The 23,576-nt window shown below is 69.5% G+C and carries 22 protein-coding genes; 7 read left to right on the forward strand and 15 right to left on the reverse strand.

Annotation, left to right across the window (positions count from 1 at the left end; genetic code table 11):
- Positions 1 to 25 precede the first annotated feature (25 nt).
- Positions 26 to 940: an Fpg/Nei family DNA glycosylase gene (locus LXT21_RS36245; protein ID WP_254042807.1), complete on the forward strand. Its 915-nt coding sequence runs from the start codon at positions 26 to 28 to the stop codon at positions 938 to 940.
- Between the two features lie 91 nt (positions 941 to 1,031).
- Positions 1,032 to 2,678, forward strand: a complete 1,647-nt coding sequence (locus tag LXT21_RS36250; protein ID WP_254042808.1) for an AMP-binding protein — start codon at positions 1,032 to 1,034, stop codon at positions 2,676 to 2,678.
- A gap of 7 nt (positions 2,679 to 2,685) precedes the next feature.
- Here LXT21_RS36250 and LXT21_RS36255 read toward each other — a convergent pair whose 3' ends face one another.
- The 5 genes from LXT21_RS36255 to LXT21_RS36275 all read right to left on the reverse strand — a co-directional run bounded on the left by LXT21_RS36255 (position 2,686) and on the right by LXT21_RS36275 (position 6,592).
- Positions 2,686 to 3,210 (reverse strand): TfoX/Sxy family protein, encoded by a 525-nt coding sequence (locus LXT21_RS36255; protein ID WP_254042809.1) that lies wholly within the window; start codon positions 3,208 to 3,210, stop codon positions 2,686 to 2,688.
- Positions 3,211 to 3,286: 76 nt separating this feature from the next.
- Positions 3,287 to 4,033, reverse strand: a complete 747-nt coding sequence (gene sitI6 / locus LXT21_RS36260) for a SitI6 family double-CXXCG motif immunity protein (RefSeq protein ID WP_254042810.1) — start codon at positions 4,031 to 4,033, stop codon at positions 3,287 to 3,289.
- Positions 4,033 to 4,917 (reverse strand): SitA6 family polymorphic toxin lipoprotein, encoded by an 885-nt coding sequence (sitA6, locus tag LXT21_RS36265; RefSeq protein ID WP_323395453.1) that lies wholly within the window; start codon positions 4,915 to 4,917, stop codon positions 4,033 to 4,035. Before sitA6 ends, sitI6 begins: the two co-directional genes overlap by 1 nt.
- A complete protein-coding gene (locus LXT21_RS36270; protein ID WP_046711754.1) occupies positions 4,814 to 5,602 on the reverse strand; it encodes an endonuclease/exonuclease/phosphatase family protein in 789 nt (262 codons plus the stop codon). The genes sitA6 and LXT21_RS36270 overlap by 104 nt, the downstream gene beginning before the upstream one ends.
- A 45-nt stretch (positions 5,603 to 5,647) precedes the next feature.
- Positions 5,648 to 6,592: a LysR family transcriptional regulator gene (locus LXT21_RS36275; RefSeq protein ID WP_254042812.1), complete on the reverse strand. Its 945-nt coding sequence runs from the start codon at positions 6,590 to 6,592 to the stop codon at positions 5,648 to 5,650.
- Positions 6,593 to 6,662: 70 nt separating this feature from the next.
- Here LXT21_RS36275 and LXT21_RS36280 point away from each other — a divergent pair, with 70 nt between their 5' ends.
- Positions 6,663 to 8,027: an MFS transporter gene (locus LXT21_RS36280; protein WP_256572270.1), complete on the forward strand. Its 1,365-nt coding sequence runs from the start codon at positions 6,663 to 6,665 to the stop codon at positions 8,025 to 8,027.
- Between the two features lie 144 nt (positions 8,028 to 8,171).
- On the opposite strand, the gene LXT21_RS36285 is transcribed toward LXT21_RS36280, so the two are convergent.
- Together LXT21_RS36285 and LXT21_RS36290 are read right to left on the reverse strand one after the other, a co-directional pair.
- Positions 8,172 to 9,254 (reverse strand): serine/threonine-protein kinase, encoded by a 1,083-nt coding sequence (locus LXT21_RS36285; RefSeq protein WP_254042814.1) that lies wholly within the window; start codon positions 9,252 to 9,254, stop codon positions 8,172 to 8,174.
- Positions 9,255 to 9,293: 39 nt separating this feature from the next.
- Positions 9,294 to 10,445 (reverse strand): oxygen-binding di-iron domain-containing protein, encoded by a 1,152-nt coding sequence (locus LXT21_RS36290; RefSeq protein WP_254042815.1) that lies wholly within the window; start codon positions 10,443 to 10,445, stop codon positions 9,294 to 9,296.
- 251 nt (positions 10,446 to 10,696) lie between these two features.
- On the opposite strand from LXT21_RS36290, the gene LXT21_RS36295 reads away from it, so the two are divergent.
- The gene (locus LXT21_RS36295) at positions 10,697 to 11,167 is read left to right on the forward strand and encodes a YqaA family protein (protein ID WP_254042816.1); all 471 of its coding nucleotides are present in this window, start codon (positions 10,697 to 10,699) and stop codon (positions 11,165 to 11,167) included.
- 218 nt (positions 11,168 to 11,385) lie between these two features.
- A complete protein-coding gene (locus LXT21_RS36300) occupies positions 11,386 to 13,047 on the forward strand; it encodes a lamin tail domain-containing protein (protein ID WP_254042817.1) in 1,662 nt (553 codons plus the stop codon).
- Positions 13,048 to 13,091: 44 nt separating this feature from the next.
- On the opposite strand, the gene LXT21_RS36305 is transcribed toward LXT21_RS36300, so the two are convergent.
- Entirely contained in the window at positions 13,092 to 15,329 is a 2,238-nt protein-coding gene (locus LXT21_RS36305) for a discoidin domain-containing protein (RefSeq protein ID WP_254042818.1), read from the reverse strand.
- 102 nt (positions 15,330 to 15,431) lie between these two features.
- Positions 15,432 to 16,595: an AI-2E family transporter gene (locus LXT21_RS36310; RefSeq protein WP_254042819.1), complete on the reverse strand. Its 1,164-nt coding sequence runs from the start codon at positions 16,593 to 16,595 to the stop codon at positions 15,432 to 15,434.
- 120 nt (positions 16,596 to 16,715) lie between these two features.
- Between LXT21_RS36310 and LXT21_RS36315 the strand changes: the two genes are divergently transcribed.
- A complete protein-coding gene (locus tag LXT21_RS36315) occupies positions 16,716 to 17,132 on the forward strand; it encodes a DoxX family protein (RefSeq protein WP_254042820.1) in 417 nt (138 codons plus the stop codon).
- A 9-nt stretch (positions 17,133 to 17,141) separates the two neighbouring features.
- Here the strand turns inward: LXT21_RS36315 and LXT21_RS36320 are convergent, their stop codons facing one another.
- Positions 17,142 to 18,401, reverse strand: a complete 1,260-nt coding sequence (locus LXT21_RS36320; protein ID WP_323395461.1) for a threonine/serine exporter family protein — start codon at positions 18,399 to 18,401, stop codon at positions 17,142 to 17,144.
- 137 nt (positions 18,402 to 18,538) lie between these two features.
- Here LXT21_RS36320 and LXT21_RS36325 point away from each other — a divergent pair, with 137 nt between their 5' ends.
- On the forward strand, positions 18,539 to 19,357 hold the full coding sequence (locus LXT21_RS36325; RefSeq protein WP_254042822.1) for a pseudouridine synthase: 819 nt from the start codon (positions 18,539 to 18,541) through the stop codon (positions 19,355 to 19,357).
- A gap of 4 nt (positions 19,358 to 19,361) precedes the next feature.
- Here LXT21_RS36325 and LXT21_RS36330 read toward each other — a convergent pair whose 3' ends face one another.
- Genes LXT21_RS36330 through LXT21_RS36350 form a run of 5 tightly spaced genes read right to left on the reverse strand, consistent with a single transcriptional unit; the run spans position 19,362 to position 23,532 of the window.
- Positions 19,362 to 20,054 carry a hypothetical protein gene (locus LXT21_RS36330; protein ID WP_254042823.1) on the reverse strand — a complete coding sequence of 231 codons (693 nt, stop codon included), beginning with the start codon at positions 20,052 to 20,054 and terminating at the stop codon, positions 19,362 to 19,364.
- Between the two features lie 19 nt (positions 20,055 to 20,073).
- On the reverse strand, positions 20,074 to 20,652 hold the full coding sequence (locus LXT21_RS36335; protein WP_254042824.1) for an RBBP9/YdeN family alpha/beta hydrolase: 579 nt from the start codon (positions 20,650 to 20,652) through the stop codon (positions 20,074 to 20,076).
- 16 nt (positions 20,653 to 20,668) lie between these two features.
- The gene (locus LXT21_RS36340; RefSeq protein ID WP_254042825.1) at positions 20,669 to 21,493 is read right to left on the reverse strand and encodes an aminotransferase class IV; all 825 of its coding nucleotides are present in this window, start codon (positions 21,491 to 21,493) and stop codon (positions 20,669 to 20,671) included.
- Positions 21,494 to 21,514: 21 nt separating this feature from the next.
- Positions 21,515 to 22,084, reverse strand: a complete 570-nt coding sequence (locus LXT21_RS36345) for an anthranilate synthase component II (RefSeq protein ID WP_254042826.1) — start codon at positions 22,082 to 22,084, stop codon at positions 21,515 to 21,517.
- Complete coding sequence (locus tag LXT21_RS36350; RefSeq protein ID WP_254042827.1) at positions 22,081 to 23,532, reverse strand: anthranilate synthase component I family protein; 1,452 nt, start codon at positions 23,530 to 23,532, stop codon at positions 22,081 to 22,083. Before LXT21_RS36350 ends, LXT21_RS36345 begins: the two co-directional genes overlap by 4 nt.
- Between the last annotated feature and the right edge of the window lie 44 nt (positions 23,533 to 23,576).

A 23,576-nucleotide genomic window follows, 5' to 3' on the forward strand; every position in this document is an offset into this window, starting at 1 on the left:
GAAGGGCCGGGGGTTACCCAGGGGGATGCCAGAAGGGAACATCATCCACCGGGTGGCGCGGGTCCATGGCCGATGGCTGTCGGGCCGGCGCTTCACGGCGGACTCCCCGCAGGGGCGCTTCGGCGACGGGGCGCGCGTGCTGTCCGGGCGGGTGCTCCAGGCGGTGGAGGCGCACGGCAAGCACCTCTTCTATCGCTTCGAGGGCGAGGTGCGGCTGCACGTGCACCTGGGGTTGTTCGGGAACATCCGCCACTTCCGGAGCGACGCGCCGGCGCCGTCCCCCGCCTGTCGGCTGCGGCTGTCCTCGCCCCACGCCACGCTGCACCTGTCCGGACCGCAGGCCTGTGAGCTGTTGACGGCGAAGGACGAGGCGACGCTGCGCGCGAAGCTCGGAGAGGACCCGCTGCGCCCGGAGTCCTCGCCCGAGCGGGCGCGCGAGAAGCTGTGTCGGGGCCGGATGCCGCTGGCGCTCGCGCTGCTGGACCAGGAGCGGCTGTCCGGCGTGGGCAACATCCTCCGGGCGGAGGCGCTGTTCCTGGCGAGGCTCCCGCCGTTGCTGCCGGCGGGAGTGTTGAGCGAGGCGGACTTCGCGCGGCTGTGGGATGTGCTCCAGCGGCTCTTGTTGGACGCGTCGCGGGACGGGCACATCGTCACGCCGGGGGCGCCGCCGGTGCCGGAGGGTGTGGCGGGGCGCAAGCGCGCGGAGCGCTTCTGTGTGTATGGCCGCGAGGGACAGCCCTGTCCTCGCTGTGGCGCGAAGGTGCGACGACGGGAGCTGGCGGCACGCGGGTTGTTCTTCTGCGCGGAGTGCCAGGGTGTCGACGCGGTGCCTCGGCCTCGGGTCGCGAAGAAGAAGAAGGCCCGTGTTGTCCAGGTGAAGCGACGCGACTCGCGGCGCGGCGCGGTGAAGGGACGGAGAGCCCGCTCGACGGCCCGGTGAGGTGCCGCGCAATTTCTGCGCAACGATGGAGAGTGTGCAAGCGGGGACGGTGATGCTTGCCCACCGTGGCTGGCGGCGTGACGATGACGGCATGAGCCCACTGCCTCCCTCGTATGTGCATGGCACCAGTTCCACCCCGCTGCTCGGAGAGACCCTCGGGCAGAACCTGCGGCGGACGGTGGAGCGGAACCCGGAGGGCGAGGCGCTCGTGGTCGTCTCCCAGGGTTACAGGGCGACGTACCGTGAGCTGTGGGACACGACGACGCAGGTGGCGAAGGGCCTGTTGGCCATGGGCGTGGAGAAGGGGGACCGGGTGGGGCTCTGGTCTCCCAATCGCTTCGAGTGGGTGGTGACGCAGTACGCGACGGCCCGCATCGGCGCCATCCTGGTCAACCTGAACCCGGCCTATCGCACGGCGGAGCTGGAGTACTCGCTCAACCAGTCCGGCACCAGCGTGCTCTTGCTGTCCAAGGGCTTCCGTCAGACGGACTACAAGTCGATGCTGGAGGAGGTGCGTCCGCGCTGTCCCGAGCTGCGCGTGGCGCTGGTGCTGGACGAGGACTGGGAGCTGCTCCTGTCCAACGCGAAGCACGTGAGCGGGCACACGCTGGAGGCGCGCGAGGCGTCGCTCCAGTTCGATGACCCCATCAACATCCAGTACACGTCCGGGACGACGGGCTTCCCCAAGGGCGCCACGCTGTCGCACCACAACGTGCTCAACAACGGGTACTTCATCGGCGAGGCGCTGAAGTACGGCCCCGCGGACAGGGTCTGCATCCCCGTGCCGTTCTACCACTGCTTCGGCATGGTGATTGGCAACCTGGCCTGCACGTCGCACGGCTCCACCATGGTGATTCCGGGCGAGGCCTTCGAGCCGCTGGCGGTGATGCAGGCGGTGCAGGCGGAGAGGTGCACGTCGCTGTACGGCGTGCCGACCATGTTCATCGCGGAGCTGGACCACCCGCGCTTCGGTGAGTTCGACTTCTCCACGCTGCGCACCGGTGTCATGGCGGGCTCGCCGTGTCCGGTGGAGGTGATGAAGCAGGTGCAGTCGAGGATGAACATGCGCGAGGTGACCATCTGCTACGGCATGACGGAGACGTCACCGGTGTCCACGCAGAGCTCGCTGGATGACCCGCTGGACAAGCGCGTGTCCACGGTGGGGCGCGTGCATCCGCACCTGGAGGTGAAGGTCGTCCACACGGAGACGGGCGAGGTGGTGCCACGCGGGACGGCGGGGGAGCTGTGCACGCGCGGGTACAGCGTGATGCTGGGGTACTGGGCGAACGAGGAGGCCTCGGCGAAGGCGGTGGACCGTGCGGGATGGATGCACACGGGCGATTTGGCGACGATGGACGCGGACGGGTACGTGCGCATCGTCGGCCGCATCAAGGACCTCATCATCCGGGGCGGGGAGAACATCTCGCCGCGCGAGGTGGAGGAGTTCCTGCACACGCACCCGGGCGTGAGCGAGGCGCAGGTCATCGGCGTGCCGAGCGTGAAGTACGGCGAGGAGGTGATGGCCTGGGTGAAGGCGAAGCCCGGCGTGTCGCTCACGACGGAGGAGCTGACGAAGCACTGCACCGGGCGCATCGCGAGCTTCAAGATTCCCCGCTACTGGAAGCTCGTGGACGCGTTCCCGATGACGGTGACGGGCAAGGTGCAGAAGTTCAGGATGCGCGAGGTCTCCGTCGCCGAGCTGGGGTTGCAGACGGCGGCGGACATCCAGACCGCCTGAGCGGGCTTTACCGACGGCGGGACGAAGGCTTCGCCTTGCGCGCGGTGGAGGTCTTCTTCGCGGCGGGCTTCTTCGTCGCCGAGGGCTTTTGGGCGGGAGCCTTCTTCGCCGGAGTCTTGGTGGCCTTGCGTGGAGCGGCGGTCTTCTTCGCGGGCTCCGCTGGAGTCTTCTTCGCGGCCGCCTTCTTCTTCGGCGCCTTCTTCAGCGCGGCCCGGGTCGCCGCGTCGACGCCGCGGCGGGCCCAGGGCAGCAGCGCGTAGGCGTCATCGCTGGCGTCGGCGGGCGGCGTCCAGTAGCTCATCTCGATGCGCTGGCCCCCGCCCTCCCAGACGAAGGGGCGGCAGCCCGCGGCCTGGAACTCCGGTCGGGAGACTTCGTCCGTCTTCAAGTAGAGCTGACCGTCGCCGATGAGGCCGAACATCCGGCCGCCGAAGTACAGCCCCCAGCCGCCGAACATCCGCCGGGCCTGCACCGGGCCGAGCTTCTCCAACAACTCGACCGTGTACTCCACGAAGCTGTCCATTCGCGCCATGCGCGTGGAGGTTTACCAACTTCTGGAACGGTGCGGTACAGGCGTGGCGTGACGATGAGGTGGAGGTCTTCTCCCGCTACGGGTGCGCGCCAGTCGCGGATGGCTCGGTCGTGGGAACTTCCCTGACCTGGATGCCGGTGTCGCCCAGGGAGCGGAGCACTTCCACGAAGCGCTCGCTCACGACGGTCATCGCGGGGTCCCAACGAAAGCGGAAGAGGTCCAGGGAAGACGAGTTCTCGGCGGGATCGAGCCACCAGTTCTTCGGCGCTACTACCAGACGTTCGACTCCGCAGACGGTGCATGGTGCCCCTGGAGGAGCAACGCCGCACTCCGGTGCGAAGCTGCCCCCGGACTGGAGCTCGAGCTCGAGCAGCGGTGGTACATCACGCGCTGCCGTCATGGCCGTCGGAATCGGAGTGATGCCGCGCAGCCCAGCGGCGAGCAATCGCTCGAAGCCCTCGGGCTGGGCGAAGAGACGCCAGGGCATGTCCATCGCGACGGGGGGCGGGCGTCCTCGGACCTTTCCTACCAGTGGCCCCATTCCCATTCCCGAGCGGGGAGCAGCGCCTGCTGGGAGGAGCGGTAGGACGCGGTCCTGAAGGGGCGCGTACTCGTTCCAAGGGGCGAACCTTGCCTTCCGGTACTGCCGTTCTTCGGGCAGGCCGGACAAGTCGACGCTCGGGTAGTCGATTCCGAGCGCAGGCCCGGCATGACATTGAGGACACTCCGTCCCGGGTAATACCCACCGGCGCTTCGCGTTGAGACTCCAACGCCATCGCGTGTCACCCAGGTCGAAGATGGGGGCCAGGCTGAAGTAGCGCATCAGTCCTCGGCGATTCGCATGTTGGCGGTGAGCTGCTGCCAGTACGTCATCGGCATCCCCACGAGACGATAGCGCTGGACCATGAGCCCTCCAAAGTCGAAGAGCCGCTGCCGCACTTCCGCGGGCCTGGGCCCGCCCTCCAGGTTGGCCTCTCGCTCCACCTGCGTGATGTACTGGAGCCAGTCCGCGTTCCACGGGGCACCATGCCCACCACCGTGGATCTCCTTGTGCCGCTTCACGTCGATGGTCAGGACGTACTCGTGGATGTTGATCTGGCGGGACGCGAAGTAGTCCGCGAATGCCCGGGGGAAGATGTGGTGCTTCTCTTTCGTGGCCTGCTCCCACTCCTTTCTCGCCTTCCGGAGGTCCTTCTGACTCGGTAGCTCCTCGGGGCGCTCCTTCCGGAAGACGAGCACGGGCTCGCGGCCCGGCAACACCTGGGCAGCGCCCCAGTACCGTTGTGGCGAGTTGCCCATGCCTGCCATCGGTGCGGCGGGGGCGCCTGTGCGGAATGCCACCGCAGCGGATGCGACGTCCTCGCACCGGTAGAGCCCACACGTGCCGTCTTCGCACGCGATGGTGACACATCCCTCATCCCCGTCGTCTTCCGCCGCCTCGCGGCAGTCCTCCGCGGATTCCTCCTCGAGCGACAGCTCGACAGTTTCCGCGTGGACGGCAGGTGCCGACGCACAGCTGGCAAGCAGGAGCAGCAGCGCAACCCACCACCCGCGCTTCGTCATGGATGTCCCCCCGGACATGGTGTTCTCCCAGCCTGGTTTCTTATCGGAAGGTCGCCACCAGCGGGTTGTGGTCGGACGTGTCGCCCACGTCGATGACCTCCGCGGAGACCAGTCGCTCCGCCATGCGTGGCGAGGCGAAGACATAGTCCGTGCGGTAGTCGATGGTGACGCCGCCCCGGTTGCGTCGCGCCGTCACCCAGCGCGTCGACGCGGCCCGCGTCGGCAGCGTGTCCACCCAGCCGTAGTCCTCGATGTCGTCGATGACGTCGAAGCGCGGTGGATGGCCGTACTTGTCCGTGCCCGCCCGTCGCAGCCGGTCCTCCAGGTCCACCGGATACGGGTCCCTGCGCGACAGCGAGTTGAGGTCACCGACCAACAGATATTGCCCCTCGCGGAACCGGGACGCGTCCAGCAACGAGCGCAGATACCGCGCCTCCACGTAGCGCAGCTTCTCGTGGTGCGCGTCGAAGTGCGTGCCGAACAGCGTCACCGGGCCGTTGGCCTCCAGCTCGCACTCGACGATGCAGTGACCCAGGAAGTGCCGGTCATTGTGGATGCGCAGCGAGCGCAGGGGAGGGCGGCTCACCACCGCGACGTGGTAGCACCGCCCGCTGGGCCTGGAGCGGGACTGTCCCAACACCAGGTGCGCCTCGTCCTGCGGCACGTCCAGCGCCTCCGCCACCCGACGCAACCTCCCGCCGTCGTCCCAGCCCAGACACTCCTGGAGCACCAGGACGTCCGGTGCGTTCCGGGCGAGGAAGGTGACGATGTCGTCGAACCGCTCCTCGCCTCCCTGCAACACGTTGAACGTCATCACCTTCAGCGGCATGAAACTCCTCTCTCGCCCACATGGACGTGCTGGCCGGCTCGCAAGCTACCTCACCCGAGGGCCCGAGGCCGCTGCCGTGCGCTTGCCTCCTCCCCAGGGCTCGGGCATCGCTCGCACACTCTCCACGATGAACGACTTGAGCTCGCGCGCCGCCGCGGTGAGGTAGCCCTCGCCCCGATGCACGAGCGCCACCTGTCGCTTCAACCCACTCTTCGGCAGCGGCACCACGTCGAAGCCGCGAGACTCATGGTCCCGCGCCATCAGCTCCGGGATGAGCGCCACACCCAGGCCGCGCTCCACCATGCGCCGCATCGCCTCCGCGTTGTCCGTCTCCAGCGCGAGCCTCGGCGTCACCCCGCGCGCCTCGCACTCCGCCTCCAGCGCCCGCGTCCCGCTCATGCTGGGGATGACCACCCACGTCTCCTCCACCACGTCCGCCAGTGCCAGCGGCCGGGTGCTCTTCGTGAGGCGATGTCCACGAGGCACCGCCAGCACCAGCACCTCCTCCCACAACTTCTGCGCCACCAGGTCCGTGTGACGCACGGGTAACGACACGATGGCCAGGTCCAGGACGCCTCGGACCACGTTGTCCTCGAGGACCGTGCTCATGCCCTCGCTGAGCCGGGGACGCACCTCGGGAAATCGCCGCGCGAAGGTCGGGATGATGTCCGGCAGCAGGTACGCGCCCACCGTGTGCAACGTCCCGAGCGACACGGCGCCGCGAGGTGTTCCCGACAGTCGCTCCAGCTCGGACCTGCCCGCGGCCAGTGCATCCAGGGCGCGCCGGGCATGAGGCAGGAAGCGTTCGCCCGCGTCCGTGAGGACAGCGCCAGCGGGCGTGCGGACGAGCAGCCGGGTGCCCAGCTCCGCCTCGAGCGCCTGGAGCTGCCGGGACAGGCCGGACTGGGACAAGCCCAGGCCCTTGGCCGCCGGAGAGAGGCGCCCCTCTTGTGCCACTCGGAGAAAGGCCTGGAGCTGGTCTCGGGTCATGCGGATTGCGCAAGAAGTCTATGCGGAAGTTGCGATTTTCGCATGGCCAGCCCCCGGTTACATGTTCGGAATGGATGGAAGCGGTGTGTCGGTAGAGCCGGTGTCCTCCGCTCGGCCCGGCGTGGCGAGGCGGACGGCGACCGGAGCGGTGCTGCTGGCCCTGGTGGTCAGTGCCTTCGAGGGCACGGTGGTGACCAGCGCCATGCCCACCATCACCCGCGAGCTGGGCGGCCAGCACCTCTACTCGTGGGTGTTCTCCGCGTTCCTCTTCGCCTCCACCGTCGGCGTGCTCATCTCCGGCAAGCTGGCGGACCGGCTCGGCCGCAAGCCCGTCTTCTTCGCCGGCATGGGGTTGTTCCTCGTCGGCTCCGCGCTGTGCGGGCTCGCCGACTCCGTGCACGCGCTCATCGCCTTCCGGGTGCTGCAGGGGCTCGGAGCCGGTGCGCTGCAGCCCACCACGCTCACCATCAGCGCGGACCTCTACACGCTGCGCGAGCGCGCCGCCGTGCAGGGCCTGTTCACCGGCGCGTGGGGCGCGGGCAACGCGGTGGGCCCGCTCATCGGCGGCTGGCTGGTGATGCACGCGTCGTGGCGGTGGGTGTTCCTGGTGAACGTCCCGGTGGGGCTGTTCGCCGCGCTGCTCCTGTATCTCTCCTATCGAGACCCGCCGCGCCGCACGGACGTGAAGCTGGACCGCTGGGGGCCCGTGCTCGCGGGCACCTCCGCCGCGATGCTCCTGTTCTCGCTGGAGCCAGGGCACGCGGAGCTGCGCTGGCTGTGCCTCCTGGGCGCGGTGGTGCTGGGCGCGGGGCTGGTGTTCCAGCAGCGCAAATCCCCCGCGCCCCTCCTGCCGATGGAGCTGGTGAAGGACCGCACCGTGCTCAGCGGCGTCGCGGGAGGCATCGCCGGCGGCGCGCTGCTCTACAGCATGGCCGCGTGGGTGCCGCTGTGGATGACGGAGCAGGGCGGACAGACACCCATCGTCGCCGGACTGACGCTGCTGCCCATGTTGTTGGGGTGGTCCGTGGGGTCGACCTTCGGCGTGAAATTGCTGGTGCGCGGAGGCATGCGACTGAGCGCGGGCGTGGGCTTCGCGGTGGCGGCGACGGGGGCGGGCCTCCTCGCGCTGACGGCCGCGTATGGCTGGGGCACGTCCGCGGCGCTGGTCTCGCTCGCGGTGCTGGGCATGGGGCTGGGCCCTGCGGCGAGCACGTCGCTCATCGGCCCGCAGTCGCGAGCCCCGTGGCATCATCGGGGCATCGTCACCAGCAGCCTCTACGCGACGCGCCTGTTGGGTGGCTCGCTGACGGTGGCCGCGCTGGCGCTGGCCCGAGGCCACTTCGCCTTGCAGTTCGCCATCGCGGGCGCGCTCGCCGGTGTCGTCGCCCTGGGGCTCGCGGTGGCCGCTCCCGGAAAGTCCACGAGCGAGGCCTGAGCGCACGCGAAAGCTCAGGGCGGGTGTGCCCTTCGCCCAGGCTCGCTCACGCGCGTGAGCGTCTCCTCGCGGCGCGGCGTCGTTGCTCGGCGCGTGCGCCCATTCAGAGCTCCCTTCTCGCCCTCGACGCGCGCGCCTCCGCGCTCAGCTCGACTCCTTGAGCGCGAACGGCCACAGCTTCGCGAGCGCCGAGCGCAGCTCCGCCGCGCTGGCGTAGCGGTCCTCGGGGCGCTTCTCCAACAGCTTCAGCACCACCCGCTCGAACGGCCCTGGCAGGTTCGGCCGCAGCGTCGTCAACGGCACCGGCGCCTGCTGCACATGCAGGAACATCAGCGGCACGGGGTCTGTGTGACGAAAGGGCAGCTGCCCCGTGAGCAGCTCGTACGCCACGATGCCCAGCGCATACAGGTCCGTCGCGGACGACACGGGCGGATTGCCCATCACCTGCTCGGGCGCCATGTACTCGGGAGTCCCCAGCACCGTCCCCTGCGCCGTCGTCCCGGCCACGTGCGCGCTCTTCGCCAGGCCGAAGTCCATCAGCTTCAACACCCCGCCGCGCGTGATGAACAGGTTCGCCGGCTTCACGTCCCGATGCAGCACGCCCCGGCCATGCGCGTGCTCCAGCGCCACGGCCGCGTGCGTGAGCCAGCGCAGCGCCTCCGCGAGCGTGGGGCGCCGCTCCATCATCCGCTGGCGCAAATCCATCCCGTCCAACAACTCCACGGTGAGGAAGTGCCGCTCCCCATCCAGGCCCACATCGAAGACACGCAGGATGTTCACGTGCTCCAGCGCCCGCGCGTGCTCCACCTCCTGTCGGAACCTGGCCACCGTCGCCGCGTCCGCGTGCGGCGTCGCCAGCACCTTGAGCGCCACGCGATGCCGCTCGAGCAGGTCGTGCGCCTCGTACACCGTGGAACTCCCACCCGCGCCCAGCCAGCGCTCCACGCGGTAGCGCTTCGCCACCACCTGTCCCGGGACGAGCCCCCGCACCATCGCCGCGGGGAGCGGCGCGGGCGTGGGGACTCCCTGGAGCAGCGTCCCGTGCGGGGACACGGGCGTCGACGCGCGCAACGTCTCGCCCAGTGACACTGGGGGCGGAGGCGTCACCGGCGCGGGACCCCATGACAGCTCGGGCGTCGGGGGCGGCGTCGTGCCGCCCGTTGCCTTCGTCTCCTGCACGCCGCCGAGGTACACCACACCCCCGGCGTCATCTTCCGTCGAGCCCACCGCGCCTCCCTCTCGGTGTCCGTTGGCCCGTGCCGCGGCTCAGGGGTCCAGCAGCGAGATGTGCGAGGGGGCTCCCGCGCCCTCGATGTCCAGGTGCGGCGTGGGCAGGTTGTACTCCGCCGCCGCGCTGGTGGCCTCCACCATGATGGGGCCCGCGATCTCCGGCGGCTCACCCTTGCACAGCACGTCCACCACGTGCTCCACGGTCCACTTGCCCAGGCGGTTCACCACCAGGCGGTTGCCCTCGAACGTCGACGTGTCCGACAGCTCCTCGCTGGCCCCCAGCTTCACGTCCACCGAATCGCCCAGGTAGCCCCGCGCGAGCGCCAGCACGCGGTCCACCACCGCGTTCCACGCCTGGATGTGCGTCTTGTCCTGGGCCTCGTCCATGATGTCCAGGCCCACCTGCAGCCGCTCCATCCGCTCCAGGAACTGCTGCACCAGCGGCCCCCGGATGACGCGTCCGTGCTGCGGCGCGATGATCTCCACCGCGGGCGTGAGCTTGCGGATGGTGGCCACCGTGCGCGCCAGCGCCGCGTTCACCGGCATGTAGATTTGATGGAACGCGCGGATGCCCGCCCAGTCGGACTCGTCCGCGTACAGCCCCTTCGCGTTCGCGTCCGTGAGCCCGCCGAACAAGTCGCCCGTGAAGAGCACGCGCGTCTGCGGGTCGTAGAGCATCACCGCGCCCCGGAAGTGACAGAAGGGCGAGGGCACCGGCAACAGCTTGTGCCCGGTGGGGACGCTCAGCCCCTGCGCGAACTTCTCGGTGGCGATGAAGCGGTTGCGCGGCAGGTTCTGGTGGACGATGAGCCGCCAGGTGTCCTCCGAGCACAGGATTCCGGCGCGAGGCGCATACCGCGCGGAGATGATGCTCGCCGACGAGCCCACGTCCGGGTCCTGGTGGTTGATGAACAGGGCCGACAACCGCTCCATCCCTCCGATGAGCGACGTCACCTTGGTGTGGATGGTGGAGAAGTCGCTGCTCGAGCCCGGGTCGATGAGGAGGTTGAACTCCGAGGTCCTCTGCGTCTTCGCGTCCGTCCCCCGGAAGCGTCTCAGATAGGGGTTGGCGTAGAAGATGTTGCCCGGCTCCCGCTTGCCCACCCAGAACGTCTCGGGAGCAATCTCCACGGGGACGATTCGCAGGTCGTTGCTCAGGCCCGGTGCGGGATGGTCGCTGCTGCTCATGACACGAAGTTCCTTCACGGTGAGGTGATGTTTCCTTCCCGTAGCAAGGCCTGCGCCGACGCCCGTCCTCCCTCGGGGAGCGAGGTGCCAACCACCCCGACGCCGTGCATTTCCTGCGCGCCTTCGGGCGGGTGCGCAGTTCCTGCGGGTCCGGGACTCACCGCGGGTGGGAGCAGGCGGGTTGGACGCGGAGGCTGCGTGCCCCCGTGTGCGCATGGCACACTGCCGGGGCGCTCCGCACCCACCTCTCCATGCCAGACGCCTCGTTCCTCTCCGCCTGGGGGCTCCCGGGCCTCTTCTTCGTCGCGATGCTCGCGGGCTCGGTGGTGCCGGTGCCCTCCGAGGCGCTGCTCGCCGCGCTCATCTATGGAGGCGCCCCGCCGATGCTCGCCACGGGCGTGGCCACCGTGGGCAACGTGCTGGGCGCGGTGTCGCTCTACCTGCTGGGGCTGTGGGTGGCGCGCGGTGGAGGCGGGGCGCTGGGGCGCTGGTATGCGCGCCGCCGTGAGAAGGAGGGGCCCCGGATGGAGCGCGTCGAGGCGAAGCTGCGCACCTGGGGCGCGCCCGCGCTGCTGATGTCGTGGATGCCCATCGTCGGTGACGCGTTCGTCATCGCCGGCGGCATGGTGGGCGTCAGGCCCCTGCCGTTCGTCATCTTCGTCACGCTGGGCAAGGGCCTGCGCTACGCGTTCGTCGCCCTGTCCACCGCGGCTGCCCTGTAGGGCGACGTCTCGTCATGTTTCAATCGTGTTTCGCAGGTTTTCCCGTGGGTCCGGGAAGGTAAGTTGAGGCCGTGGTTCCAGGCGAAGCCTGTCTGGACCACCCGTTCAGCATTCGTTGCCGACCCTCAACCGCTCCCCAGGCGGGAGCAGGACTGGACCTCGTGCGAAACCCTCTCGCAGTCTCGACGCGCGCGCTGTCGTCATGGCGCCACTGGCTCATGGTGTTCTTCTTGGGACTCGCCGCCTGCGGTGGCGAGGCGCCCCTGTCGGACGCGCCTTCCGAGGACGCGTCGCTCGGTGAGCGCCAGGACGAGCTGGCCAACGTGCGCCTGCGGTTGATGGCGGCGAACCTCTCCAGTGGCAACGGGCAGGACTACGACCCGGGCCACGGCCTGCGCATCTTCCAGGGCACGGACGCGGACATCGTGATGATTCAGGAGTTCAACTACAAGACGGACTCCGCCGCCGACATCCGCAGCTTCGTGGACACGGCCTTCGGGCCGGGCTTCTCGTACTACCGCGAGTCCGGCGCGCAGATTCCCAATGGCATCATCAGCCGCTATCCCATCATCGCCTCGGGCGAGTGGGACGACCCGCAGGTCAGCAACCGCGACTTCGCCTGGGCGCGCATCGACATCCCGGGGCCCAAGGACCTGTGGGCGGTGAGCGTGCACCTGCTGACGGCGAACGCCAGCACGCGCAACACGGAGGCGGTGAGCCTGGTCAGCCGCATCCAGGCCAACATCCCCGCGGGGGACTACCTGGTGATTGGCGGCGACCTGAACACGGGCAGCCGCTCCGAGTCGGCCTTCGGCACCCTGTCGCAGGTGGTCAACACGGCGAGCCCGTACCCCGCGGACCGCAATGGCAACACCAACACCAACGCGGGCCGCAACAGCCCGTATGACCACGTGCTGGTGGACAGCGACTTGCGGCCGTACCAGACGGCGGTGGTCATCGGCGGCAGCTCGTTCGCCAACGGCCTGGTGGTGGACACGCGCGTGTACTCGCCCATCGGCGAGCTGTCCCCGGCGCTCTCGGGCGACAGCGGCGCGTCCGGCATGCAGCACATGGGCGTCATCAAGGACTTCCTCATCCCCGGGGACGCGGCGTCCTCCAGCCTGACGGTGACGTCGCCCAACGGCGGTGAGAGCTGGACGACGGGCAGCGCGCGCTCCATCTCCTGGACGTCCTCGGGCGTGTCGAACGTGCGGGTGGAGTACACGCTGAACGGCAGCACGTGGACCACGCTGTCGTCGAGCACGTCGGCCTCGGCGGGGAGCCTCGCCTGGACGCTGCCCACCACCGCGAGCACTGCGGCGCGCGTGCGGGTGACGGACACGTCCAACTCCAGCATCACGGACACCAGCGACGCGGCCTTCTCCATCTCCACGGGCGGTGGGGGCGGCACCGGGACGCTGCTCATCAACGAGGTGCTGGTGAACGAGGCGGGCTCGGACGTGAATGGCGAGTTCGTGGAGCTGGTGAACACGGGCACGGCGGCGCTGAGCATCGCGGGGTGGACGGTGTCCGACGCGGCGAGCGTGCGGCACACCTTCGCCAGCGGGACGACGGTGCCGGCGGGCGGCGTCATCGTGGTGTTCGGTGGCGCGTCGGGCATCCCCTCGGGCACGCCCAACGCGGTGGCCGCGTCCACCAGCACGCTGGGCCTGTCGAACAGCGGTGACACCGTGACGGTGAAGAACGCGTCCGGCACGGTGGTGGACACGGCGGTGCTGTCCTCGGCGATGGCGGGCACGGACGGTGTCTCCGCGAACCGCAGCCCGGATTTGGGCCCGGCCGCCACCTTCGTGCTGCACACCAGCCTGTCCAGCCTGACGTCCTCGCCGGGCCGGCGCGCGAGCGGCGCAGCGTTCTGATGAGGCTCCGCGCCCCCTCGGTGTGAAGAGGGGGCGCGGGTCGGTCAGCGGTACAGGCGGATGTCGCAGACCCGCGACCCGCTCGTGAGGCCGGGGAAGTTGCCCGCCACGTAGAACCGGATGTAGCGCGCCGTCAGGCCGCCGCCGGTGCGGTTCGTGTAGTCCTTCATGAGCGTCTGGTTCGGCGAGTACGACAGCGAGCCGCTGTCATGCATGCTCCAGGTACTCCCGTTGTGGCTGGTGCCCATGTACCAGCTCGGTGGGTTCTCGCTCCCGAACAGCACCTCCATCCGCTTGACGAGGTGCTCCTGGCCCAGGTCGATGTAGACGGACTGCTCGTTGCCGCTGGTTGTCCACCAGCACGAGCCCAGGTCCGAGTCCGTCACCGTGAACGCCGCGATGGCGTTGACGGTCGCGTTACTGGATGTCGCGGGAATCTTGAGCTGCACCTCGGGCGAGACGAAGAAAGGCAGGGTGACGCCGAAGTGACCGGGGTCGGCGCGGTCCACCACCTTGAGAATCACGTTCGAGCCGCCCCAGCCGCCCGTGTAGAAGCTCCAATACGCGGACGTCGTGGAGTTGATGGACTCCGCGAGCTTCGTCCACGTCGCGCCGTTGTCACGCGAGGCGTAGTAGTCCACGGCCAGCGGCGTCGGGTTGGTCCAGGAGAGCTGGACGTTGACGCCGTCGAGAGGCGGGGTGGGCAGGTGGGGCTGTCGGACGTCCATGCCGTTGTTCACCGTCAGCGTGACGGTGTTGGAGACGACCTCCGGCTGATGCGGGTCCACGACACGCCACTGCGACGTCGTCGGAAGCACGCCGGGGTCCAGCGGAATGAAGAAGTTGGAGACGGTCCCCACCGTCCGCCAGCCATTGAAGTCGGTGCCGGTGCGCGCGTGCTGGAGCACCACCGAGTCGCCTCCACCGTTGACGAAGATCACGGGCACCGCATGGCGGGGGACGGCGGAGGACTCGAGGGTGATGGTGGGCTTGGCGACGGGGTTCTGCACCCAGATGGGCGCCATCGTGACCTCGGCGTTCTCCCAGGCCTGGTTGATCGTGACGACGTAGATGGACTCGTAGGGGGTGAGGGAGAAGACCTGCTTCAGGTCGATGAGCCCCGGGTCGGTGTAGGTGAACTCCTTGATGGGCGCGCCCGGCTGGAAGGGGTTCCAGACCTTGAGGCTGGTCCAGTTGTTGCCGCCGCCGGTGCCGTCCTTGGTCGTGCCCCAGACGGTGAAGTCGAGCCGCCGCTCGGCCGGGGCCAGCGAGAACTCGGAGCCCATGGTCCGCCCGTTGACCATGAAGAAGCCGGACGCCGGCGGCAGCGCCGTGCGGTACACCCAGCGGTTGCGCAGCGCTCTCAGGAAGTTGCCGTAGTCGAACCACTCACCCGGAGGCAGCACGATGCCGGTGCGGCCCTGGGCGGTGTCGCGGCCGTGAATCTTCTCGCGCGGGACGCCAGGCTCGTCGATGTAGGGCAGCACCCAGGCGCCGTTCGGGTGCTGGAAGGTGAAGGGCTCGCCGAGCTGCGCGCGGGTGGTGGCGTGGGAGTCCGTGTTGGAGGCGGGCGCGACGCGGAAGCCGCGGCGCAGCAGCTCGAAGTATCTGTCGTTGTACTCGGCCAGCTCCACCGCGTCGCGCACGTTGCGGCGCCGGTCCGGCTCCGTGGGGAGCGCGAAGAAGACGTCCTCGTTGGGGTGGTTGAGCTGGACGTGGGTGCTCTGGAGCGGGTCGGTCGAGTAGTGGTTGAGGATCTCGTGGTGCCAGTTCCAGAGGCTGTTCGAGTTGAACCGGATGCGGCGGTTGAAGGTGTTGAAGTGGTGCTCGGGGTCGGAGCCCAGGTGGCTCTCCATGCCCCCGAGCGTCAGCATCTCGGGCTGTCCGTTCGCGTCCTGCTCCAGGCTCACCTGCCCGACGGGATCATCCTCGTCGTAGGAGTTGTCCCAGGACGAGGTGTGGTTGCTGGTCCCGAAGAAGTCGTAGCCATGGCGGAAGGCGGAGAGCAGGACCTCGTCGCGCCGGATTTGTGGCGTGTAGCTGAGGCTCACGCCCCCCATCTCCGAGTGTCCCCGGGGGTGGCTGTGCAGGTCTCCGACGAAGGTCTGCCAGCCGCCGCCCAGCTCCGTGGCGATGCGGTGGCGATACCGGCTCTCACGGACGGCGGGGAGCGGATAGCGGTCGGTGGAGATGACGTTGGTGGTGTCGCCCGCGAGGCCCGGGCTCGCGGACAGGACGGTGGCCAACATCATCCAGGGACTGCGACTGCCACGACGGAACATGGGGGCTTCCTCTGTCAGCAGGGGGCGCGGGTCTCAGGGGCCCAGCGGGGCTGACAGAGGGACTACGGAGGGACGCGACGAACCTGGTCGTCGCGTCGTGTCTCAGTGACTCTCGCCGGGAGTCGTGAGCGTCCCCTCGCGCTCGGTGGCCCGCGCGGAGTGCGTGTCTCCATCCTGGGGGCCGGGCGTCGGCGGGCTCGAGGGCAGCGGGTGGTTGCGGCCGTAGTCGCGCTCGTGGATGCGCACCAGCGCCAGGAAGAAGGCGACGATGAGCGGGCCCAGCAGCAGGCCCACCGTGCCGAACGCGGCCAGGCCGCCGAGCAGCGAGAAGAAGACGATGGCGCCGTGCTGGTGCATGCCGCGCTTGGCGAGCAGCGGCTTGACGATGTTGTCCACCAGCCCCACCACCACCGTGCCCCAGACGGCCAGGAACAGCGCCGCCCACGGGTGGCCGCTGAAGAACATCAGCGCCGCGGCGACCAGCACGACGATGGCCGCGCCCACCGCGGGAATCAGCGCCATGAAGAAGGCCACGCCCGCGAAGAACAGCGGCGCGGGCACCTGCACGATGAGGAACCCCACCAGCGCCGCGAATGCCTGCACACCCGCCGTCACCACCGACGACAGCAGCACCGCGCCGGACACGCTGCGGAACTCGCGCATGATCTCCAGCGCCTCGCCGCGCCTGAGCGGCGACACGCTCTCAATCCAGTGCACCAGCTCCCGCCCGTCCGTGAGGAAGAAGAACAGGGCGATGAGCATCATCGTGGTCTGGAAGGCGATGGAGCCCGTGGCCGCCACCGCCCCCGTCACCGCGCGCGCCGCCGTCCCTCCCTGGGTGGTCACCTGCTCCTGGATGGTCTGGTCCAGCTGCTGCTCCTCCAGGGGGAGCCGCTCCATCAGGCTCTCGGCGCCCTTGCGCACGGGGCCCGGCAGCTTCTGCACCAGCCCCTCCACGCCCTCCTGCTGCACCGTCTTGGTGATGAACTGCGCGCCGGAGGACACCTCCGCCACCACGAACGCCGTGAGCCCGCCCAGGGGCAACAGCAGCGCCAGGATGACGGCCGTGCAGATGAGGCCCGCCGAGATGTTCTTGCGCCCCCGCAGCTTGCGCGTCAGCCGGACGTGCAGCCCGTAGAAGACGCCCGCGAGCACCGCCGCCAGGAAGATGCCCTTGGCGAAGGGCTTGATGACCAGGGCCAACAGGAACAGCGACAGCAGGATGAGGCCGGTGAACACACGCCGGGCGGTCTGCTCGGAAGCCATACACGTGAAGCTAGGGCGGCTTCCGTGGGAGGGAAGGGGGAGGCGGCCCCCCAGGCCGGCTGCCTGCTCCACGAGCAAGAAGACTTGGGCCCGGGCCCTGGGCGGCTAGAGTGCCCCGCCATGCCGGCATTCGAATCGAGTCAGTTCACCCCGTGGCTGCTCCAGGCGCTGTGCGCCGCCTTCCTCGCCATCCTCTTCCTCCAGTCCGGACTGGACAAGGTCATCGACTGGAAGGGCAACCTGGGCTGGCTCACCGGACACTTCGCCAAGAGCCCCCTGAAGGGCATGGTGCCGTTGATGCTCGGCGTCATCACGCTGCTGGAGCTGGCGGCCGGAGCCCTCAGCGGCGCGGGGCTCGTCTCGCTCGTCGCCACGGGCAGCCCGGCGCTGGCCTTCTTCGGCGCGCTGGTGTCCGCCGTGTCGCTGGTGTGCCTCTTCTTCGGCCAGCGCATGGCCAAGGACTACGCGGGCGCGGGCGGGCTGGTGCCGTACTTCCTGCTGTCGCTCGTGGCCCTCTACGTCACGCGGATGCGCTGAACGCCCGCGTCACATCACCTTGCGCGTGGGCACCAGCGCGTTGGCGGACAACAGTCCGGCCACCAGGGCCACCGCCACCATCAGCATGTTGAAGGCGGTGTCCACGCCCGCCACCACGTCGCGCTCGAGCAGCGAGGACAGGCTGCGGAAGCCCACGCTGCCGGGCACCAGCAGCATCAGCCCGGGCACGACGACGGTGACGGAGGGCTTGTTGCGAAGCCGCGCCAGCACGTTGCCCACGATGCCCAGCGCGAGCGCCCCCACGAAGGCGCCCAGCTGCGGCCCCAACAGGTCCGAGCCCAGGCGGGCCCCGAAGAACGCGAACGTGCCCGCGGCGGCAATCCAGCCCCAGTCCCGAGGGCGCGCGCGGAACAGCACGCCGATGGCGACGCCCGCCACGAGCAGCGCCACGGCCTGGGTCCACGACGGCAGCGAGGGCGGCGGCGGGGCGACGGGCGGCGGCAGCAGCAAGGACAGCTTGCTGCCCAGCGCGACGCCGAAGCCCAGCTGGAGGAACACCACCGCGGCGCCCGTCAGGCGCGAGGTGCCGGAGATGAGGTGGCGCGTGGCCAGCTCGTTGAGGGCCACCGTCAGCGTCAGGCCGGGCAAGAGGACGATGAGGCCCGCCAGCGTCGCCACCTGGATGGACAGCGGCCCGATGACGCTCGCGGCCAGCACGGCGAGCGCGGAGGAGAGGATGGCGCCCACGGGCTCGAGCACGCGGGCGGTGGTGGGCTGGCGCTGCGTCACCTCGCTGAGGATGCCGATGAGCAGGCTGCTCACCGTGGCCACCGCCATCTCCTTCAGTCCTCCGCCGAACAGACGGGCGCCAGCTCCTCCGGCGAGCGCCCAGCAGAGAATCTGGAGCACGGGCCCGAAGCGCGGGGGCCGGGCGAGGATGGCCTCCACGCGCAGCGCGCCCTCGGCGGGGGTGAGGCGCGAGTGGATGACGTCGTCGGCCAGGATGTCGAGCTGCGTGAGGCGCTCCAGGTCCATGTCCCCGGGCTCCACGCGGATGAGGCTGGTGCGCAGCGCCTCGGGCGGGCCGAAGGACGCGAAGAGGGACGTGGGGGTGGAGAAGAAGCGGCCCTCCAGTCCCAGTCGCTCCGACACGCGCTTCATCAGCCCCTCCAGGCGGTGCGAGGGAGTGCCGTAGCGGTGCAGCGCCTCGGCCAGTCTCAGGGTAAAGGCGACGGACGGCCCTGGCGGTTGCGGGTGATGTTGGAGCGAGGCGGCGATTTCAGGAGGGACGGCCACACGCGGCGCAATGGCAGAGCGGCCCGGGTGGAGTCAAATGGCGGCCCGGTGACGTCCGCCTGTCCGCCATGCGCGCTCGGGAAGCGCGGCTCATGGGCTCTCCAAAGAAGACAAGGGATGTCGGAGTGGTGCAGGAAAGAGGCGAGAGCATGGCGCGCAAGAGCAGGACCCCCAAGTGGCTGGAGGCGGCGCGGAAGCGGGACGCCGAGGCGATGGCCCAGGGCCGCTCGGACTGGCTGATGCGGGCGTTGGGGCGCGCCGGGGTGATGCCTCGGGCGGAGGCGGAGGCGGCGATTCGCGCGGGCCGGGTGGAGGTGGACGGGCAGGTGGTGACGGAGCCCTTCGCGCCGGTGAGTGCGACGCAGACGGTGCGAGTCGATGGGCGCGAGCACTCGCTGACGGCCTCGACGCGGGTGTTGATGTTCCACAAGCCCGCGGGACCGGTGGTGCACGGCACGGACCCGGAGGGCGTGGGCACGGTGTTCGAGCGCCTCCGCGCGGTGCTGCCCGAGCCCTTGCGAGGCTACGAGTGGCTCGCCGTGGGCCGCCTGGACCGGGACACCACGGGGCTGTTGCTCTTCACCAATGACGAGCGCTTCGTGCGCCATGGCACGGCGCCCCAGACGCATCTGCCCAAGCGCTACGTGGCGCAAGTGGAAGGACAGCCCAATGCGTCGGCGCTCCAGCGACTGCGGGATGGCGTGGAGCTGGAGGACGGGCTCACGCGTCCTGCGCGAGCCGAGTCACGGGCCTCGGACGTGGTGGAGTTGACGCTGACGGAGGGGCGGCACCACCAGGTGAAGCGGATGCTGGCGGCGGTGGGGCATCCGGTGCTCACGCTCCATCGCGAGGCCGTGGGCGACGTGGTGCTGGACGTGGCCGAGGGTGGCTGGCGGGAGCTCCAGGAGGTGGAGGTCTCCAAGGCGCTGGGCTTCCGCTCCGAGAGGGAGTCCGACGAGGCGCCGTGACGGGTTAGCGCATCGTGAGGGATTGGCAGGTCTCGAGCGCGGCCCGGGCGAGGTTCCGGTTCAGGCTCGAGAACGTGCAGAGGAACGAGGGGCTGGTGGGGGAGGCGGAGTACATGCAGTCCACCTGATAGGGGTGCGTGATGTCCTTGGGGTCCTCTACCCAGAGGCAGCTCTCGCCCACGCGTTCGATGCGCGCCGTGGCGTCGGCGGTGAGCCGGTAGCCACTCTCGAGGGTCTTCAGGCTCTGGAAGAGCGCGGGGATGTAGAGACCGAGTCCCCGGACGTTGGCGTGTTGCACGTCGAGCTTGGATGCGCCCGGGACGGTGGCGGGCAGGGTCAGCTTCACCTTGACTCCCTCGGTCCCAGGGTCCTCGAGCACATAGCTCGCCTGGAAGGGTGACACCACGTCCAGCTCCAGGGCCGTCTTCACGCCGAAGGAAGGCACGTCCGCGGCGGGGATGACGATGCGGGTGCGTGTCGCGGGAGGCTTCGGCCTGGTGGGAGTCTTCTCCGCGAGGATGTCCGACGCGACGCGCTCACGGCGCGCCCCAGGTTTGGGAGGGGAGATGGCGTCCGGGCGTCGCTTGGGTGGCGGCTGCTGGGCCACGGGTGTCTCGGCGGACGCGCCCCAGGCGCACAGGAGCATGACGAGGGCGGAGGCCCGGAGGCGCGGCGTGGTCGCGAGAGGAGAGCCCATGGTGTGAGCTTTCCATGTCCTATCGAGGGCGTGCGCCGAAATGTGATTGCACGGCTTCGAGGATGACGGGCTCACGAGGATTGTTGAAGTGGCGTCCCCCGGGGACGACGATGACCTCGGCGCCCAGGTGCTCCTCCCAGAGGTGTTGATTGCGACGCCAGTCGGAGGTGAACGGGTCGCTGTCGGAGAGCACGACGACGGCGCGGCCCAGCGCGGCGCGCACGCGGGCGAAGTCGATGGGGGTGTCGAGCCAGGGGCGCAAGGAGCCCCACGTCTTGTCCACCTCGAACCAGCCGGCGACGAACACGGCGCCCTCCACGCGGTGACCCTCGGGCATCGCGGCGAGGTAGCGGAGGAGGGTCTGACAGCCCACGCTGTGGCCCAGGAACACCGTGGACGGCGGAGGCACCGGGCCGAGCGTGCGCGTGAGCGTGGACACCCAGCCGTCGATGGTGGGCGCGGCGGGCTCGGGCATGTCCAGCGTGAGGATGTCGTCGAAGAGCGCGGGAGGCTCGCGCAGCTTCTCCTCGAGCCAGGGATAGAAGTCGGTGTTCGGACGTCCGGCCCAGCGGTGCACGATGACGAGGGTGCGGCTCATGGGGCCGCAGTCTGCCTCAGCCCTCGCGTGATGCCATGGTCAGGATGTGCTCCCGGAGCCGCGCCGCGAGTGACAGGCTCTCGGGCAGCGCGTGCCCCAGGAGGCTCGGCGCTCCCGTGGCCAGCACCGCGGCGTTGGTGAAGACACAGGCACGCACCTCGGCGAGCCGCGCGAGGGGGAGCGCCTGCTCCACGATAGGGACTCCGTCGATGGAACCCGAATCGAGCAGCACCGCGCGGATGATGCCGGGGAGGCACGGCGCGTCGAGTGGCGGTGTGACGAGCGCGCCGTCCAGGAGGACGAAGAGGTTCGCGGTGGGCAGCTCACACGCGTGAGCCAGCTCGTTGGCCAGCACGGGGAGCTGTTGCATCCGTGAGAACTGACGGAAGTACGACAGGCCCTTGTGGTTCGGAGATGTCTCCCCGTGACGATAGGCGCCGTGCTCCACGGCGACGATGGCGCGTCCCTCGTGCTGGAGTCGCTCGGCGTCGGGGGCGTGGGGCCGGAAGGTGAGCAGGAGCTGTCCGTCGCTCGCGGACAGCTTGCCGATGCCCGTGAAGCGAGGACCGAGCAGCGGGTCCGCGGCGAGGCAGCGTCGCAGGGTTTCACGGACGGAGACGGGCTCGAGCAACTCGGGAGCAGGCGCGCGGATGGAATCGGCGTGCGCCGCGAGGCTCCCGACGAGTCGCCGCAGATGGCGGGAGAGGAAGAGGGGCGCGCCGTCCTCGATGCGGAAGGTGGTGAAGAAGCCCGCGCCGAAGAAGAAGCCCTGCGCGAAGTCGTGCAAGCGCAGGTCCTCCCAGCGCTTCACTTCGCCATTCACCGCCACGGTGGAGAACATGGTGGGGCTCCGTTTGTATCGTCAGCGACGAGCCGCCAGGAAGTTGGCGAGCAGTCGTGGCCCGTGGGTGGTGAGGAAGGACTCGGGATGGAACTGCACGCCCTCCAGCGCGGGCAGCGCCTTGTGCCGCATGCCCATGATGAGGCCCTCATGCCAGGCCGTCACTTCGAGACAATCGGGCAGGCCTTCCCGCTCCACCACGAGCGAGTGGTAGCGCGCGGCGACGAAGGGCTGCGGGAGCCCTTGGAACACGCCCTGGTTCTCGTGCCGCACCTCGGCGGTCTTCCCATGGACGGGGACGGGAGCGCGGACCACCTTCGCGCCGAAGACCTGTCCCAGACACTGGTGGCCCAGGCACACGCCGAGCAGGGGGACACGTCCGCCGAAGGCGCGGATGACCTCGATTGAGACACCCGCGTCCTCGGGAGTCCCGGGGCCGGGGGAGATGACGATGCGCTCGGGCTGGAGGGCCTCGATGTCGCGCACGGTGATGGCGTCGTTGCGCACCACCTTCAGCTTCGCGCCCTGCGCGCCGAGCGCCTGGACGAGGTTGAAGGTGAACGAGTCGAAGTTGTCGATGAGGAGAATCATCGCGTGGCTCCGCTCGCGCGCAGGGCGAGGAGCTGTGAGCGCGCCTTGTTCAGCGTCTCCTTGAACTCCTGGCGAGGCTGCGAGTCGTGGACGATGCCGCCGCCGACCTGTGCGTAGGCGCGGCCGTTCTTCACGAGCAGGGTGCGGATGACGATGTTCAGGTCCAGGTCGCCGCTGAAGGACACGTAGCCGAGCGAGCCTGTGTAGAGGCCACGAGCGTGCGGCTCCAGCTCGGTGATGAGCTGCATGGTGCGAATCTTGGGGACGCCAGTAATCGTCCCGCCGGGGAAGAGCGCGCCTACCACGTCGAGCGGCTCGGTGTCGGGCGTGAGCTGTCCTGTTACCTCGGACTCGATGTGGAGGACGTGGGCGTACTCGACGATCTCCATCAGCTTCGTCACCTCGACGGAGCCGTAGGCGCAGACACGGCCGAGGTCGTTGCGCTCCAGGTCCACGAGCATGGCGTGCTCGGCGCGCTCCTTCTCGCTGGTGCGCAGCTCCTGGACGAAGCGGGCGTCCTCCTCGGGGGTGCCTCGGCGGCGGGTGCCGGCGATGGGGCGGGTGATGGCGCGTCCGTGCTCGACGCGGACCAGCCGCTCGGGGGAGGCGCTCACGACGTGGAAGCCGTCTTCCTCGAGGTAGCTGGCGAAGTGGACGGGGTTGGTGGCGGACAGGGTCTCGTAGAGCGCGAGGGGCTCGCCGGGGAAGTCGACCTCGAGGCGTTGGGAGAGGTTGACCTGATACGTGTCTCCGGCGCGGATGTACTCGCGCACGCGCTCCACCGCGTCCAGGTAGTTCTGCTGTGTGAAGTTGGAGCGCGGCTCCGCGAGGGGCGCGTCGGGAGGAGGTGGCGCGGGAGGAGGGGTGGGCGCGGCCTGGCGCACGACGGACTCGAGGGTGTCCAGACGTCGCTGGCAGTCCTCCCAGTCCGAGCCGGTGGCGATGGCGAGCAGGTGTCCTTCGAGATGGTCCACCGCGAGGAATGTGTCCACGAAGGACAGGGCGATGTCTGGTAGTTCCAGGTCATCGCGAGGGTGGACGGGGAGCTTCTCGAAGTAGTGGTTGGCCTCGTAGGCGAAGAAGCCGACGGCGCCGCCGAGGAAGAGCGGGAGCCCGTCGATGCGGGGGCCGCGCCACCGACGGAACAGGGCTCGCAGTGTGTCGAGCGGAGGAGTCGGCTGGGGCACGTCGTCGAGGGAGCACCGGGGGCCCTTGGCGACGAACCGGAGGAAAGGGCTCGCGCCGAGGAACGAGTAGCGTCCCTCTTCACTGACGCGGGTGCTCTCGAGGAGGAAGCGGTGGTGTGGAGGGAGGGCGCGCAGCAGGTCCACGGGCCGCAGCGCACCGATGTCCCACCGTCGATACGCGGGGACCTGGTTGAAGCCCTGGGCCACGAGCGCATCGAAGCGCTCGCGGTCCAACGGTGGCGGAAGCGGCCGGGTGCTCATTCCGGGGGCTTCCTAGCAGGAAGTCCCGGAACGGGCATCCGGCG

This window comes from Myxococcus guangdongensis, from assembly GCF_024198255.1.
GTDB classification, from domain to species: Bacteria; Myxococcota; Myxococcia; order Myxococcales; family Myxococcaceae; genus Myxococcus; species Myxococcus guangdongensis.

Excerpts from the sequence above, each read along its gene's own strand:
- LXT21_RS36245 (WP_254042807.1), top strand. The coding sequence starts at position 26 with ATGCCAGAAGGGAACATCATCCACCGGGTGGCGCGGGTCCATGGCCGA.
- LXT21_RS36250 (WP_254042808.1), top strand. The coding sequence starts at position 1,032 with ATGAGCCCACTGCCTCCCTCGTATGTGCATGGCACCAGTTCCACCCCG.
- LXT21_RS36255 (WP_254042809.1), bottom strand. The coding sequence starts at position 3,210 with ATGGCGCGAATGGACAGCTTCGTGGAGTACACGGTCGAGTTGTTGGAG.
- sitI6 (WP_254042810.1), bottom strand. The coding sequence starts at position 4,033 with ATGCGCTACTTCAGCCTGGCCCCCATCTTCGACCTGGGTGACACGCGA.
- sitA6 (WP_323395453.1), bottom strand. The coding sequence starts at position 4,917 with ATGTCTTCGCCTCGCCACGCATGGCGGAGCGACTGGTCTCCGCGGAGG.
- LXT21_RS36270 (WP_046711754.1), bottom strand. The coding sequence starts at position 5,602 with ATGCCGCTGAAGGTGATGACGTTCAACGTGTTGCAGGGAGGCGAGGAG.
- LXT21_RS36275 (WP_254042812.1), bottom strand. The coding sequence starts at position 6,592 with ATGACCCGAGACCAGCTCCAGGCCTTTCTCCGAGTGGCACAAGAGGGG.
- LXT21_RS36280 (WP_256572270.1), top strand. The coding sequence starts at position 6,663 with ATGGATGGAAGCGGTGTGTCGGTAGAGCCGGTGTCCTCCGCTCGGCCC.
- LXT21_RS36290 (WP_254042815.1), bottom strand. The coding sequence starts at position 10,445 with ATGAGCAGCAGCGACCATCCCGCACCGGGCCTGAGCAACGACCTGCGA.
- LXT21_RS36295 (WP_254042816.1), top strand. The coding sequence starts at position 10,697 with ATGCCAGACGCCTCGTTCCTCTCCGCCTGGGGGCTCCCGGGCCTCTTC.
- LXT21_RS36300 (WP_254042817.1), top strand. The coding sequence starts at position 11,386 with ATGGTGTTCTTCTTGGGACTCGCCGCCTGCGGTGGCGAGGCGCCCCTG.
- LXT21_RS36305 (WP_254042818.1), bottom strand. The coding sequence starts at position 15,329 with ATGTTCCGTCGTGGCAGTCGCAGTCCCTGGATGATGTTGGCCACCGTC.
- LXT21_RS36310 (WP_254042819.1), bottom strand. The coding sequence starts at position 16,595 with ATGGCTTCCGAGCAGACCGCCCGGCGTGTGTTCACCGGCCTCATCCTG.
- LXT21_RS36315 (WP_254042820.1), top strand. The coding sequence starts at position 16,716 with ATGCCGGCATTCGAATCGAGTCAGTTCACCCCGTGGCTGCTCCAGGCG.
- LXT21_RS36325 (WP_254042822.1), top strand. The coding sequence starts at position 18,539 with ATGGCGCGCAAGAGCAGGACCCCCAAGTGGCTGGAGGCGGCGCGGAAG.
- LXT21_RS36330 (WP_254042823.1), bottom strand. The coding sequence starts at position 20,054 with ATGGGCTCTCCTCTCGCGACCACGCCGCGCCTCCGGGCCTCCGCCCTC.
- LXT21_RS36335 (WP_254042824.1), bottom strand. The coding sequence starts at position 20,652 with ATGAGCCGCACCCTCGTCATCGTGCACCGCTGGGCCGGACGTCCGAAC.
- LXT21_RS36340 (WP_254042825.1), bottom strand. The coding sequence starts at position 21,493 with ATGTTCTCCACCGTGGCGGTGAATGGCGAAGTGAAGCGCTGGGAGGAC.
- LXT21_RS36345 (WP_254042826.1), bottom strand. The coding sequence starts at position 22,084 with ATGATTCTCCTCATCGACAACTTCGACTCGTTCACCTTCAACCTCGTC.
- LXT21_RS36350 (WP_254042827.1), bottom strand. The coding sequence starts at position 23,532 with ATGAGCACCCGGCCGCTTCCGCCACCGTTGGACCGCGAGCGCTTCGAT.